Genomic DNA, 14,414 nt, shown 5'->3' on the forward strand with positions numbered 1-14,414 from the left:
CTCGGCAACTCTACGATAGTAGTTGCCGAGCTTTGTTATCTTGTTTTGCGCACTGTCGAGACTTCTCGGCGACGCAAAATAAGTTAGTTAGTTTTGAAAGCGCGGCCTAATCTTGTGCCGCCTCTTTTTTGAGGGCGGCTTCAAAGTCTTCTTCAATGTTTAATTCTGGCGTCGGTGTTGTTAATTTTTCCTTTTTTGCTTTGACGGTCTTTTCTGTTGTATTCGCTTTTTCGTGCAGTTTTTTAGCTGCAGCAACAGGTTTTTCTAATGGGCTGGGGGCGGGAAGCACAGCCTTGGCCTCAGGCAGTTGTGCGCTTATTGCTTTGGTTGAAGTTTGAATAGCAGTTGATTTTGCACCTTCTAAACTTTGGTTGATGATTTCTTGGGTATCAAACAATTGCTTTTGTTTTTCATCTAGGGCTTTTTTAGTGTCCTGGGCTTTGTCATAGGCACGCTGTAATTCGGCGGGTAACTTAGGGGTGATTTTTTCTTTGGCGCTGTCGATTTTTCCTTTGACGCTGGCAGCCTGTTCCGAAAATATCTCTGGCACGCCATCTTTAATTAAGACTACCGCCATTTGATTGGTATCGGCATTCCACACCATACCAGCTTTATCGGTGATGCTTTGAACTTGCGTGGGGGCGTAGCGCGATGCGACATAAAAAAGCGCACCTTCCTGCTGGATTTCTTGCGCCGTGCGCAGCAGCTTCATCGTGGGCTCGTATTTTTCACCCAAGAGTGCGGTCATGCGGTCTTTAATGATGGGCGCTTCAAAAAATTTAACCTCGTTGGGGTCGAACCCCACTAAAGGTTTGAGGAATGACCACATCAACTTGCTCTGCACCTGGTTGCCTATGAGTAGCGAAGAGACGCAGGCACTGAGCAGTAAGCAAAGAGTGGCAAAGCCAATAAACTTGGTAATACGCATGATGTTCTCGAGAGGTTAACCCTTGGAATACTGCGGGCCGCCGCCAGCTTCGGGGGCAACCCAGCGAATATTTTGGGTGGGGTCTTTGATGTCACAGGCTTTGCAATGAAGACAATTAGCGGCATTGATTTGCAATTTTTTACCGCCCTTTTCATCGTTTGAATCTTCGTTCGAAGGGGCGGAAATAATCTCGTAAACGCCTGCGGGGCAATAGCGCTGTGCGGGTTCGTTGAAACGGGGCAGATTGTGCGCGATTGGTTGGTTGGCGTCCAGCAATTCCAGATGACAGGGTTGGTTCTCGCGGTGATGAGTATTCGACAAATAGACGGAAGAAAGCTTATTAAAGCTCAGACAGTTATCAGGCTTGGGGTAGGTAAGGGGTTTGGCTTGGGTTAATTCCTTAAGGCGAGTGTGATCCGCTGCTCGATTGTGCAACGTCCAGGGCAGTTTGCCGCCAAGATGTAAATCTGCAAGTGCATAAGCGCCACCCCAAAACCACCCCCAACGCTGTTGCGCTGGGCCTATGTTGCGCTGTTCAAGCAGTTCCTGATATGCCCAAGATACTTGATAGGCCGATTCGAATTCGTGTAACGCCGCTTGGGTTTTACCGGCTGCAAGGGCGGCAACGATTTGTTCGGAGGCAATCATGCCGGACTTCATGGCGGTGTGCGTGCCCTTGAGTTTGGCAAAGTTGAGGGTGCCTGCATCGTCGCCGAGCAATAATCCACCGGGGAAGTACATGCGCGGCTGAGATTGGGGGCCGCCGCGGGCAATACTGCGCGCGCCGTAAAGAATGCGCTCGCCGCCCGTTAAATATTGCGCGATTTGTGGATGGTGCTTATAGCGTTGAAATTCATCAAAAGGGCTGAGGTTGGGGTTGCTGTAGCCTAGGTCGGTAACCAAGCCCAGCGCTACCTCTTGATTGTCGAGGTGATAGAGAAAACCGCCGCCGCAGGTATTGGATTCACTCAAGGGCCAGCCGAGGCTGTGTAAGACGAGGCCTGGTTGGTGCTGCGCTTTGGGGACTCGCCAAATTTCTTTAATGCCGAGTGCATAGTGTTGCGGGTCGCGCCCAGCATCCAAAGTGTATTGCTGTATGAGTGCTTTACCTAAGTGCCCACGCGCGCCTTCGCATAAGAGGGTGTACTGCGCATGTATTTCAATACCCGCGACAAAGCTACTTAACTCGCTACCATCAGCTGCACGGCCCATATCACCGGTGATCACACCTGCGAGACTCCCATCATCACGGTAGAGCAATTCACTGGCGCAGAACCCAGGGTAAATATCCGCACCCAGTTCACTGGCCTGTTCCGTGAGCCATTGGCAGAGGCTGCCTAAACTAATGATGTAATTGCCTTGGTTGTGCAGGGGTTTGGGGAGCAGCCACTGAGGTAGCTTCCAGCTATGTGTCTTGCCCGTAAATAGGTGCCAAGCCTCAGTGGTGACGGCGGTGTGAATGGGCGCGCCTTTTTTTTGCCAATCGGGAAAAAGTTCGTCGAGTGCGCGGGTTTCAAAAATTGCGCCTGATAAAATGTGAGAGCCGACTGCCGCACCTTTTTCGAGAACACAAACACTCAGCTGCGGATTGAGTTGGCGCAAGCGACAGGCCGCGGCCAAGCCTGCTGGCCCCGCGCCTATAATGAGCAGGTTGTAATGCATTTGTTCGCGTTGCATAAATTTCCTTTGCGAGTGAAATGGTGTGTGGCGATATGTTTTTGTTCGGGTATAGCTCGGGCTCGCCTAGAGAATAGAGCTTAGGCGCTAAACTTCATGGGGCACAGTTTGCGTTTTGCAAAAATTAGCCTTGATTTTATCTCGATATTTGTTGGATATGTGTTTGAATTAAAAAGATTATTTGGTTAGCTTGCGCACAGCTAATTAAAGGCCTGAACCCTATGTTCAGTTTTTGTGCAAAGTCAGAGCGACACTATTACGTTTAGATCATGATAAGGCGCATACAGAGGCGCCACTCGGTATTCACTAAGGAAAGGAACAAAAGCATGAAAATATTGGTAGCAATTAAACGGGTGGTCGACCCTAGCGTGCGGGTGCGACCCATGGCAGATGGCACGGGCATGGATACTCAAGGCGCCAAAATGGTGATAAACCCCTTCTGTGAAATAGCCTTGGAAGAGGCGGTGCGTTTAAAGGAGCAGGGCATTGCAACAGAAGTGGTTGCGGTGAGTATCGGCAGCATTAAGGTACAAGAACAGTTGCGCAGCGCCTTGGCGCTAGGTGCCGATCGCGCTATTCACCTAGAGACATCGCTCAGCCTGGAGCCTTTAGCCATTGCTAAGTCACTCCGAATGGTTAGCGAGCGTGAACAGCCAGATTTGTGGTTGTTGGGCAAGCAGTCAATAGATGGCGAACACAATCAAGTGGGGCAGATGTTGGCGGCCCTGTGCGGTTACAGTCAGGGTACATTTAGTTCGAGAGTCGTTTTTAATCAGGGGCGCCTAGAGGTCACGCGGGAATTAGACACTGGCTTGCAAACCTTAAGTTTGGCGCTACCCGCTGTGGTTACCAGTGACTTGCGGTTAAATCAGCCGCGCTTCCCCACCATGCCTAATGTTATGAAAGCGCGTCAAAAGCCGCTAGAAGTACTGGACCTTGGTGCGCATTTATCCGCCGAAGACTTGGCTCCACGCCTCACACAACTTAGCTTGAGTGCGCCTAAAGCGCGGACTGCTGGTGTCATGGTGGATTCTGTTGCTGCTCTTGTTACAAAATTACGGCAGGAGGCGGGAGTACTATGAGCGACCTGCAAAAATGCTTACTTTGCCTAGAGCCAGCAGCGCCTGGTGCTGAAGTGAATCAAGTTGAGTCGGCCCGCTATTTGTTGGGGGCTTTGGCCGAGCTGAATCAACATGTGCCACTCGCTGTAGATTTATTGGTATTCGGTAATCCGAGTGAATCCCTACAAGCGTTTGTGGCTATACAGGGGTTAGTGAATGAAATTAATTGGGTCGATCTAGGTGCGACGGCGGGTTTAGCCGAGAACCTTGCCCCCTATATTGCTACCTATGTCGCCGAGAAGGGTGCTCATTACGCTTATGTTGTTATGGGTGCAACCACCTGGAGTAAGGACCTGCTTCCCAGAGCTGCCGCACTACTCGACCTGCAACCAATAACAGACATAGTGGCGATTGTGGATGCGAACACTTTTGTGCGCCCCGTGTATGCCGGCAATGGTTTGCAAACTCTGCGCACTGAGCAGTCAACCCAGATGCTCAGTTTTAGAGTCAGTGCGTTTAATCCTCAGCTGCTTAATAAAATTTCCCTAGTGGAAGCATCTCTCTTATCACCTGTACTCGTAGCCTTACCCAGCCCAGTAGACGCTGGCTTAAGTCGCCTACTGCGTGAGGACCTTAGTGCCACGGAGCGCCCCGAGCTAACAACGGCGCGCGTGGTTGTCTCTGGCGGTCGTGGTTTACAGTCTGCTGCGAATTTTCAATTGCTCTATAGTTTGGCCGATACCTTAGGTGGCGCTGTGGGCGCTTCCCGTGCAGCGGTGGATGGCGGTATGGCTGGCAACGACATGCAAGTGGGCCAGACCGGTAAAGCAGTTGCGCCGGATTTATACATAGCCGTAGGTATTTCGGGTGCTGTACAGCACCTCGCGGGGATGCGTGACTCCAAAATTGTCGTAGCGATTAACCAGGATGCTGATGCCCCCATATTTCAAGTGGCGGACTATGGCTTAGTGGCGGATCTGTTTGAGGCGGTACCTGAGCTTATAGCCGCATTGGATGCGAACTGAGGAGTGCATCCCTATTTTTTTGCCTTAAAACAGTCGCGCTCAGCGGCTGTTTTACGTTGTGGCTTGCCCAAGACGCATTCTCAGGTGTAATAGCGCTAAACTTGCACTGTGCTTTTCGCTACAATGCCGCTGCACTGCTAAATACTCATCACTGCGTGGGCTAGCAGTCGCATCAACGCGGTATTGAACTGAATCTCACGGTGGGTTGATTGAATATGTCGGTAGAGCAATTTGAAACCTGGTCACTCTATATCTGCGTGATAGGTTTGGTCTGTTTTATGTTTTTTATTATTTGGGATTTAGCCAAAAAGTCCAAAGCGGGAAAATTGGGCACTATTGTCCTATTTGGCGTTTTGGGTATGGCAATTATGGTCTTCGTTATTAAAGAAGTGGCCGTGAAGCTACTGGAATAACCTGGGTTAATTGTTCCGCATGCGAGTGCTTTTTCTAGTCTCTTATCTAGCAGTCTGCTAGCTCCCTATCTCGCCAAGAGTTGATCGTCTATGTTTCATTTCTTTGTGCCTAGCTCCAAAGTACAAAAAGATCGCGCCAATATGCGCGATACAGATGCGCGTGTTGCCAAATACAGTCGCCGCGGTCTCGTGCTGAATTTCATCGTGTTTCTTCTCTGTTTGGCGTTTGGTGATTTTCAAGAGCGTGAGCACAATACGGCAATTGTCTTGATCACCGGGCTGCTGTTGGTGACGCTCTGGCGCATTTATTATTTGTTTCGTTTTGATGCGCTCTATGCGCGAGCGCCTACACGTTGGCGCAATCAATACTTTCTTGCATCCTGTATTGGCGCCGCTTGGTGGAGCATTATTCTGGTTACCCTGACGTGGGTGCAGGGCATGCGCGATGAAACGCTTATTATGTGGCTGTACTCTGTGGTGTTCTATTCCAGTGTTGCCAATGTGTTTGCACCCTATCGTCACTTTTTAACGCTCTATCTCGCTATAGGCCAAATACCCGCTGCTATCACCGCAATTTTATTGGGTGATGCTGAAGGTATTTTGTATGGCTTCATCATGCTGATGTTTTACGTCATGCTTAATCATCAGGGGAAAGTGACATCGATCGCCTACTGGGAACGTTTGGAGGCAAACTTCTCTTTGCGCGAGCGCGCCCAAGGTTTGGAAAATCAACAGCGCAGCTCGCAGGCGCAAATAGAATTAAAGAACGAATTTTTGGTGAATATTGGCCAGGAATTCCGCGCGTCAATCAGCGATGTGTTGAGCACGCTATCGCTGATTGATGACAGTCAGTTGTCCGAGCATCACCGCGAATTATTAACCATGGCCACTAAAGCGGGTGGCCGTCAAATTGACTTGGTTAATAACGTTGTCGACTTTTCCAAAATCACGACCAAATCTCTGGTACTTGAACAGCAGGAGTTTGATCTTCGTCGGGTGCTAGAGAAGTTTGTGCAAGACTTCTCCTTAGATGCGCACCAGCAAGGCGTAGAACTTTATTATCTGTTCGATCCTGCAATGCCCTCCCGCGTTAAGGGTGACGTGGCGCGCATGAATCAAATTTTGGCGACGCTGCTAAACCATGCCTTAAAAGTAAGCCGCATTGAATACATTTTTATCGAGGCGCGCTTTCATCAAGAGCAAGATTATTTCGGTGAGTTGCAGGTCATTATCAGTGATAGTGAGCGCACCTCTGAGCAGCAGGAAGAGGATGTTGTAGAAAGTAGTCATCGTGGAATTGCGCTGTCTATCTGTAAGGGCTTGGCAGAATGCATGGGAGGAAGTATTCACCTGCGCGAAACACGTAATCGCGGCAGCCATATTTTCATCAATGTCTCGCTCCAAGTTGTCACCCATGAAGAGCGTCGTTTTGGCTTTGAGCATAAGCTTAAGGGTAAGCGCGCACTCTTAATTGATCTACCTGAGAATAATGGCCATGCCTTGGCGGATGAAATTTCTCATTGGGGTATGTATGCGGCTATGGCCGTAGGGCAGGATCAAGCCATAGCGCGCTTACTGGAAGCCAGTAAAAGTGAACAGCCTTTTGATCTGGTCTTGATCTACACCAAACTCAATAATTTTAATGGGCTACTCCTATCGCGTGAATTGTTGGCGCGACCAGAGCTGGCTGATATTAAGCAAGTCATTGCAATGAGCATTCTGCAAAGCGACAGCAATGAAATGAAATTGCATTTACGCAATCACCCGCAAGTCTCGGTGATTGAAAAGCCCATTATGCGTAAACGCTTGCACGATACTATGGTGCAGCGTTTGTTGAGTTCGCAGCTACTTGAAGATGAGCGCGGTCTATTAGAACGCGAGCCAACGTCTACCGGTGTGGTGCTGAAAGTGTTGCTGGTAGAAGATCACCGTGTCGATCAAATGGTGATTAGTGCCATGTTAAGAAAACTGAACTGTTATGTGCAGATTGCGCAAAATGGCTTGGAGGCGATAGAGATCGTGGATAAAGAGCGCTTTGACTTAGTGCTGTTGGATTACGACATGAATGAACGTGATAGCCAATTTGCCACTCAGAAAATTCGCAGCTATGAGCAAATGACTCACAGCTTGCATCCCGTGCATATTGTTGCGGTAACTGCAGCTCAAACAGATGTTGATCAGGCAGTATATTTAGCAGCAGGTATGGATGACTATATCAGCAAGCCTATTCGTTATGATGACTTGGAGCGGAGGCTGGCGCGCTGGTTTGAGCGTGAATAGGCATGCGAATAAATGCATATTAACGGTTGCGCTGATTTGAGTTGTAGGGCTTAAAGCAGTTCAGTTGCTAAGATTCGTTTATAACCGTAAAGCCACATGCAGATTGCAAAAGCCGCTGATAAACTCAGCGGCTTTTGCGTTTAGGGCATAAGTAAAATCAACGGTGCTTTTATGAGCTCTACTGAGTAACTCGTTGTTGCGCCACTCTTGTTACCCTTCGCATTGTGTCCAAAAGACTCTATAGTTAATCAATGCTACTGAGCTGTCTTTTTCTTTATTGGGAACTGCTATGTTAAAAATAATCACGCCTGTTCGCTATAGCTCCATCTTAACGGGATTGCTGTTTAGCGCGATTTTTTTCTTGGCGGCTTGCGAGCAGAAAGTAGCTGAGGCGCTGCCGAGCGTACCGCCTGCCCCCGAAGCTGCACAGCAAGTGCAGTTAACAGAGCTGAAGGGAGCGCACATTCTCGTCTTTAGCAAAACCAGCGGCTGGCGTCATGATTCTATACCTGCAGGTATCAATGCATTACAGAAAATGGCAAATGCAGAAAACTTTTCGCTCGTTGCGACTGAAGATGCCGCCTTGTTTACTGATGCTGAGCTGCGCAAATTCAATGCGCTTGTGTTTTTAAATACCAGTTTAGATGTACTGGATGAAAATCAGCAGTTGGCGATGGAGCGCTATATTCAAGCAGGTGGTGGATTTGTGGGGGTGCATGCCGCTGCGGATACAGAGTGGGAAGGTGATTGGTTTTGGTATCGCAACTTAGTGGGTGCGGTATTTAAAAATCACCCGCAAGACCCCAGTAATGTACAAGAGGCTAGAGTTGATTTTACCCAAAAGGGCAGTCCTTTTAGTGTTGGGCAGGGCGCAAATTTTTCGCTCAAAGATGAATGGTATAACTACAAAGACTTCTATGAATTTATTCAGGTGGTGGCCACTGTTGATGAAACGACCTATCAAGGTGGTGAGCATGGTGCCGATCATCCTATTGCGTGGCTCCATGAATATGACGGAGGACGGGCATTTTATACGGGCTTAGGTCACTCAATTGAAACCTATAGTGACCCCCATTTTTTACAGCTCATTAAAGCAGGCTTAGGTTACGTCGTTGGTTTGAATCATCTTGGTACAGCGCAGCCCACATTGGATTACACCCATGCGCGCCCTGAAAATAATCGCTTCATTAAAAAAGTGTTGGTCGCAAATCTCGATGAGCCGGTAAAGTTAGCTTTCTTTCCAAACGGTGATGCTTTAATTGCCCTGCGTCCGGGCAAGTTGGCGCGCGTTGATTATAAGTCTGGTGACCTGAGTGATGCGGGCGCAATTCCTGGTGTGGCATTTATTAGCCATCTTGAATTGGGGCTGATAGGGGTGGCACTTGATCCTGAATTTAAAACCAATAATTTTATTTATGCAGCCTTTTCAGTGCAGGATGCAAGTAACCAGCTATTTATTCGCTTAGCGCGTTTTGTTTGGAATAAAAATCAGCTAGATCCTGCGACTGAAACGCTTATATTGGAGTATCCCATCGATACGAATTGCTGCCATACGGGTGGAGACCTAGAGTTCGATGCGGATGGGAATTTGTTTATGTCTACAGGCGACAATACTAATCCTCATGAGCAGGATGGTTATGCGCCCTTAGACTTCCGTCCAAGTTTACAAAAAAATGATGCACTGCGCGGTGCCGGCAACACAATGGATTTACGCGGAAAAGTACTGCGTATTAAGCTGGCAGCCGATGGTAGCTACACAATTCCTGCAGGTAATTTATTCTCGGATGCAACGCAGGGCCGTCCAGAAATATACGTGATGGGTACGCGCAATGCGTACAGTATTACTTATGATGATGCCGCCAAAACCTTGTTTTATGGTGATGTAGGGCCAGATGCGACGAATGATTCTGAGCTTAAAGGTTCGCGCGGTTATGATGAAATTAATCGTGTGACGCAGGCGGGTAACTTTGGTTGGCCGTTGGTGATTGGTAAAAATCATCCCTACAGAAAATTTAATTATGTTACGCAAGAAACGGGCGATTATGTAGACGTTAATAAACCGATCAACTATTCACCGCATAATACTGGTGCAAAAGAATTGCCGCCAGCGCAGCCAGCGTTTATTGCTTATCCCTACGGCACCTCAGACGAATTCCCTGAATTGGGTACAGGCGGGCGCACCGCGTTAGTCGCTGATGTATTTCATGCAAATGATTATCCCGCATCGCAACACCGCTATCCTGCTTATTACAATAATAAACTCTTCATTATGGATTTTATGCGCGCTTGGATAAAAGTGGTGAGCTTTGATGAGCAGGGGCGCATTCATAAAATCGAACCTTTTGCCCCGCAAATAAATTACGCACTACCTATAGACGCACGTTTTGCACCTGATGGCACCCTCTATGTCCTTGAATATGGCATGTCTTGGTTTACAGGGAACCCTGATGCGCGCCTAACGCGTGTTGAGTACGTTGGCGCGGGCAATCGGCCGCCTAGCGCACAAATTCAACTTAATAAACATCAAGCGGGAGCGGGGGCTTTAATCGAAGCGAGCGCAGCTGAGTCTACTGACTTGGACGGCGACAAAATTTCTTTTGAATGGCATTTGAATTGCGTGACGCCTGCTTGTTCTTCCACGTTATTGGGTAATACGGAAACTATAGCTTTTACGCCTAAAGCAAGAGGCACATATCAATTGCAACTGAAGGTGGTAGATGCTCATGGCGCAATCACGCAGAGTTATGCAGACTTAGCCATTGGTAATGAGCCGCCGCAGATTAGTTTGTCATCAACGGAAAATATATCTTTTTATTGGCCAGAAACACCTTCTCTGCGTTATAACATTGAGATAAATGACAAAGAGGATGGTCGTTTAAATCAGCCTGTCAGCGAAAAAAATCCTATGATCAGTTTGCGTTATGCATCAGGGATTAAAGCTCAGGGGCATCAGGCGCTTAGTTTGATTCAACAGGGTGAGGCATTGGTGGCTGCCAATAATTGCTTGGGTTGCCATAAGCTTAATGAAAAATCGATTGGCCCAGCCTATAAAGATGTAGCGTTGAAATATGCGAATGACCCCAAAGCCTTAAGCTATTTAATGCAAAAAATAGCCAATGGTGGCAGCGGAGTTTGGGGTGAAATGAATATGCCCGGTTTTTCGGGTTTGGCAGAAGATGATAGAAAAGCCTTAGCAAGCTATGTACTCTCATTGGGCGCTGCTGAGCCAAGTAGCTTACCCTTAAAGGGCAGTTTAAATTTATCTGAGCATAGTTTTTCAGCAAAAAATGCTACAGAAGCGACGCCTTATGCCGCCTTAGAAAATTACACATTGAATGTCGTGTTTAGCGATAAAGGCGCTGTAGCTATTGCCCCTATTCAGGTTGAGCGTGAATTCACTCTTCTGCCTGCAAGAATAGCGCTGTCGCGTTTAACAAAGACAGATAATTTACCCAAGGGTGTTGAATCCGAACGGCTTGCTGATATGGACACACTTAAGTTTTCAGCAACAGGCGATTGGCTAAACGTGAATTTACAGGCAGTTGACTTGACCACGATTAAAGCTTTGAAAGTGGGTGTTTGGTCGAAGGGGGTGACTCAGCTTTGGGAACTTGAAGTACGTGCTGAAAATGCGCAGGGTGCTTTGTTAGCAAGTACAACCTTGGAAAATACAGAGTTGGATTCTTATCAACGGTTAGCACTTCCGTTACCCCCTACGCAGGGTGCGAGATCTATTTCTATTCGCGTAAAGTCACAAACTCCTGCCGCCAGTTTTTTACATCTAGGTGACATTAGTTTCGAAAAATAATGAGCATTAAGCGAGAAGGGTTGGTTTAAACACGATGCCCTTCTTTTGATTTACCCATAAAAAATGGGCGCCAACAGAGCGCCCTTTTTTTTGCCAATTCAACTCGTTCTTAAACAGCCTGCAGGCTAAACCCCGAAACTTGCCCAGATCGGGCAGTGATCCGAAGGTTTCTCCATTGCGCGCACATCGTAGTCAATGCCTGTATCTATACACTTATCCATTAAGGGTTGCGTGGCTAAAATAAGGTCGATGCGCAGCCCGCGCTTTGGTGTGTCTTCAAAGCCTCCACTGCGATAATCAAACCAGCTAAATTTATCGTTTACGTCGGGGTTGCGTTCGCGATAGCTATCTTTGAAACCCCAGGCTAACAATTCATTTAACCATTCACGTTCTTCAGGTAAAAAACTACATTTTCCAGTGCGCAACCAGCGTTTGCGATTAACTTCACCAATACCAATGTCACAATCTTGATGGGAGATATTCATGTCTCCCATTAAAATAATTTGTTGTTGCGGAGTGAATTCAGCTTTTATGAATGCTAAGAGGTCGGCGTAAAATTTTTGCTTGGCTGGAAATTTTACGGGATGGTCACGGCCTTCACCTTGAGGAAAGTATCCGTTTAGTACGGTAACTTCACCGGAGGGAGTATCAAATACGCCGCCTATGAAGCGTCGCTGTGCGCCTTCTTCATCGGTTGGATAGCCTTTAATAACACGTTTAAAGGGGTGCTTTGACATGAGCGCAACGCCGTAGTGGGTTTTCTGCCCGATAAACTCTACGTGGTAACCCATAGCTTCAATCGCTGCTAACGGAAAATCTGGATCGTTTACTTTGGTTTCTTGCAGGCCAATAAAATCGGGCGAGTGCGTTGCTATTACCGCTTCTAGTTGATGCAGGCGCATGCGCAGGCTGTTGACGTTGTAGGAAATGGCTTTCATAAACTGATCCAATCGCGAGAGTGATATTTACTTAGTAAAACACCCGCGCATTGCTGCGCGGGTGTTGAGGGGTTTTCATCTACTTTTAGTGTTTTGCGACAGCTGTTTCCGGTTGGTTGAGCTGCTCAATAAAGTTGGCGAGAATGTGCCCAGTCTCAGTGAGGTAGGGGTCTTCAAGTGGATGAATTTCTTTAGCCTTTTCGGCGGCTTCTTTGGCTTTTTCTTCGTTCTCTTCTTCGTCATCGCCGCCGCCCGCATCGGCTTTTAGTGCGGCGTAATCAGCAAAGGGCTTTTCGCCTTTGGCGGTGCGACGTAGATTTTCCATTGCCAATGTCCGGCCCTCTATTTCTTTCTGCTCTTTTTTGCGGGTATCCAATTTCAAAGAAACTTGTTTTTTGGCCGCGGCTTCTTTAAATAACTCACTTTGCTTATTGAGAAAAATGAAGTCTGGGTCTATCGCCATACGCTCTTGGTGTTCAGTTTCAATTTTGGGTAAAAACTTGCTCATCTGATAATAGTTTTGGTGCGGTGCGGCATGGATGCGATCCCAGGGGAGAGCGTTATCGTAGCTGCTTTCGCCTATTTCGCTTGGGTCGAGCAAGCTGGGCAGTTGTACATCTGGAATTACGCCGCGATGTTGGGTGCTATCGCCTGAAATTCGATAAAACTTAGCTTCGGTGATTTTTAATTTGCCGTGCTTTAAATCGATAAGATTCTGCACAGAGCCTTTACCGAAGGTTGTGGAGCCGACAATAATGCCGCGACCATAGTCTTGAATGGCGCCAGCAAAAATTTCTGATGCTGAGGCGCTTAGGCGATTGATCAAAACCGCTATAGGTGCGCGATAAACGGCAGGCTGATAAGCGCGATAGTTGCGCGATACGCTGTCATCACTTTGGCGAATTTGTACAACGGGACCCGGATCGACAAACAAGTCAGTGAGCATCGCAGCTTCGGGCAGTGAGCCGCCGCCGTTGTCGCGCAGGTCAATGATGACGCCATCGACATGCTCTTTATTTAATTCATTCAGTAAATTCAATACGTCGCGAGTGGTACTTTTGTAGTTAGGGTCACCCTTTTGAAACGCCTCAAAATTCATGTAAAAGGTGGGGATATCAATAACGCCGATTTTGAAGGTTTTGTCTCCGTCTTTAACGTCGAATACGGCCTTCTTGGCGGCTTGGTCTTCCAGTTTTACCGTTTCACGTTTGATGGTAATCGTTTTGTTACCCACCGCAGTTGGGTCAGATGGAATGACCTCAAGACGTACCAGAGTGCCTTTGGGGCCGCGAATAAGTTTCACTACTTCATCTAAGCGCCAGCCTACAACATCGACCCATTCGCCTTCGGCACCTTGGGCAATGGTTACAATTTTATCGTTGGGTTTTAGTTGCCCTTGTTTTTGAGCTGGTCCACCAAAGACTAGACTGCTTACTTTGGTGTAGTCCTCATCGCTTTGTAATACCGCGCCTATGCCTTGCAGTTCCAGCGACATACTGATGTCAAAGTTTTCAGCATTCTCAGGTGAGAGATAATTGGTGTGCGGATCATAGAGCATGGTTAAGGCATTCATCATGACACTGAAGGCTTCTTCCGAGGTTTGTTGCTTGAGGCGGCGCAGCTGGCTTGCATAGCGCTTGCGCAAATTGGTTTTGCTTTCGTCGAGGGTTTTGCCTGAGAGCATGGAACTTAAAATATTGGATTTAATATAGCTGTTCCAGAGCTTGTCGGCCTCTGCGGCAGACGCTGGCCATTCCGCTTTCTTACGGTCGGTATCGATGAACTCTTCTACATCAAAATCAAATTTAGTTGCAGGATCTTTAAGCTGCGCAACAACTTGTTCGAGGCGCTTAATTAAGCGTTGGTTATAGCGGTTGTAAATCGTAAAGCTATTATTTAACTTTCCTTTTACGTAGTCGTTGTCAAAAGTTTTGCGATATTTTTCAAACTCTACAATGTCGGACTGCAAGAAAAAGTTTTTCGAGCTATCAAGGGATTTGAGATATTCATCAAAGTAGCGAGATGAAAGGGCATCATTCAGCTCTTGATCGCGATAGTGTTCCTGATTAAGACGTCCAACCACTTCAATGGCTGCCTTGCTCTGCTCGGAGGTTGGGGCGAGGTTTTTGATGTTATCGGCATGGGTTAGCGCAGAAAGAACGAAAAGCAGGCTTACCAAGGAAAGTTTTAGCATTCTCACAACAACGATTTGCATAAAGAAGGTCTCAAATGGTCAAAGGCGCGACAGCTCTGGCCGCGTCTGGATTTATACCCGCTCACTATA

9 protein-coding genes are annotated in these 14,414 nt (G+C 47.6%); 5 read left to right on the forward strand and 4 right to left on the reverse strand.

All coding sequences use genetic code 11. From position 1 onward, the window contains the following. Positions 1-106 precede the first annotated feature (106 nt). Positions 107-928: a hypothetical protein gene (locus AC0KUT_RS08170; RefSeq protein ID WP_488834984.1), complete on the reverse strand. Its 822-nt coding sequence runs from the start codon at positions 926-928 to the stop codon at positions 107-109. Positions 929-943: 15 nt separating this feature from the next. Continuing rightward, positions 944-2,605 (reverse strand): electron transfer flavoprotein-ubiquinone oxidoreductase, encoded by a 1,662-nt coding sequence (locus AC0KUT_RS08175; RefSeq protein WP_488834985.1) that lies wholly within the window; start codon positions 2,603-2,605, stop codon positions 944-946. Between the two features lie 326 nt (positions 2,606-2,931). Between AC0KUT_RS08175 and AC0KUT_RS08180 the strand changes: the two genes are divergently transcribed. The 5 genes from AC0KUT_RS08180 (at position 2,932) to AC0KUT_RS08200 (ending at position 11,192) form a co-directional block, all read left to right on the forward strand. After that, positions 2,932-3,687, forward strand: a complete 756-nt coding sequence (locus tag AC0KUT_RS08180; RefSeq protein WP_488834987.1) for an electron transfer flavoprotein subunit beta/FixA family protein — start codon at positions 2,932-2,934, stop codon at positions 3,685-3,687. After that, positions 3,684-4,691, forward strand: a complete 1,008-nt coding sequence (locus AC0KUT_RS08185) for an FAD-binding protein (protein WP_488834988.1) — start codon at positions 3,684-3,686, stop codon at positions 4,689-4,691. Before AC0KUT_RS08180 ends, AC0KUT_RS08185 begins: the two co-directional genes overlap by 4 nt. A 215-nt stretch (positions 4,692-4,906) precedes the next feature. Then, positions 4,907-5,104: a DUF2788 domain-containing protein gene (locus AC0KUT_RS08190; RefSeq protein ID WP_488834991.1), complete on the forward strand. Its 198-nt coding sequence runs from the start codon at positions 4,907-4,909 to the stop codon at positions 5,102-5,104. Positions 5,105-5,194: 90 nt separating this feature from the next. Continuing rightward, a complete protein-coding gene (locus AC0KUT_RS08195) occupies positions 5,195-7,384 on the forward strand; it encodes a response regulator (protein WP_488834992.1) in 2,190 nt (729 codons plus the stop codon). A 289-nt stretch (positions 7,385-7,673) separates the two neighbouring features. After that, positions 7,674-11,192, forward strand: coding sequence for a ThuA domain-containing protein (locus tag AC0KUT_RS08200; protein ID WP_488834995.1), 3,519 nt, complete (start codon positions 7,674-7,676; stop codon positions 11,190-11,192). A 125-nt stretch (positions 11,193-11,317) separates the two neighbouring features. Here the strand turns inward: AC0KUT_RS08200 and xthA are convergent, their stop codons facing one another. Then, a complete protein-coding gene (gene xthA / locus AC0KUT_RS08205; protein WP_488834996.1) occupies positions 11,318-12,130 on the reverse strand; it encodes an exodeoxyribonuclease III in 813 nt (270 codons plus the stop codon). A gap of 85 nt (positions 12,131-12,215) precedes the next feature. Beyond that, the gene (locus AC0KUT_RS08210) at positions 12,216-14,345 is read right to left on the reverse strand and encodes a carboxy terminal-processing peptidase (protein WP_488834998.1); all 2,130 of its coding nucleotides are present in this window, start codon (positions 14,343-14,345) and stop codon (positions 12,216-12,218) included. Positions 14,346-14,414 lie beyond the last annotated feature (69 nt).

The sequence above is a fragment of the Cellvibrio sp. 25HG11W-0 genome, from assembly GCF_057815475.1.

Coding starts and splice junctions, on each gene's coding strand:
- AC0KUT_RS08210 (WP_488834998.1), bottom strand. CDS start 14,345: ATGCAAATCGTTGTTGTGAGAATGCTAAAACTTTCCTTGGTAAGCCTG.
- AC0KUT_RS08175 (WP_488834985.1), bottom strand. CDS start 2,605: ATGCAACGCGAACAAATGCATTACAACCTGCTCATTATAGGCGCGGGG.
- AC0KUT_RS08200 (WP_488834995.1), top strand. CDS start 7,674: ATGTTAAAAATAATCACGCCTGTTCGCTATAGCTCCATCTTAACGGGA.
- xthA (WP_488834996.1), bottom strand. CDS start 12,130: ATGAAAGCCATTTCCTACAACGTCAACAGCCTGCGCATGCGCCTGCAT.
- AC0KUT_RS08190 (WP_488834991.1), top strand. CDS start 4,907: ATGTCGGTAGAGCAATTTGAAACCTGGTCACTCTATATCTGCGTGATA.
- AC0KUT_RS08170 (WP_488834984.1), bottom strand. CDS start 928: ATGCGTATTACCAAGTTTATTGGCTTTGCCACTCTTTGCTTACTGCTC.
- AC0KUT_RS08180 (WP_488834987.1), top strand. CDS start 2,932: ATGAAAATATTGGTAGCAATTAAACGGGTGGTCGACCCTAGCGTGCGG.
- AC0KUT_RS08195 (WP_488834992.1), top strand. CDS start 5,195: ATGTTTCATTTCTTTGTGCCTAGCTCCAAAGTACAAAAAGATCGCGCC.
- AC0KUT_RS08185 (WP_488834988.1), top strand. CDS start 3,684: ATGAGCGACCTGCAAAAATGCTTACTTTGCCTAGAGCCAGCAGCGCCT.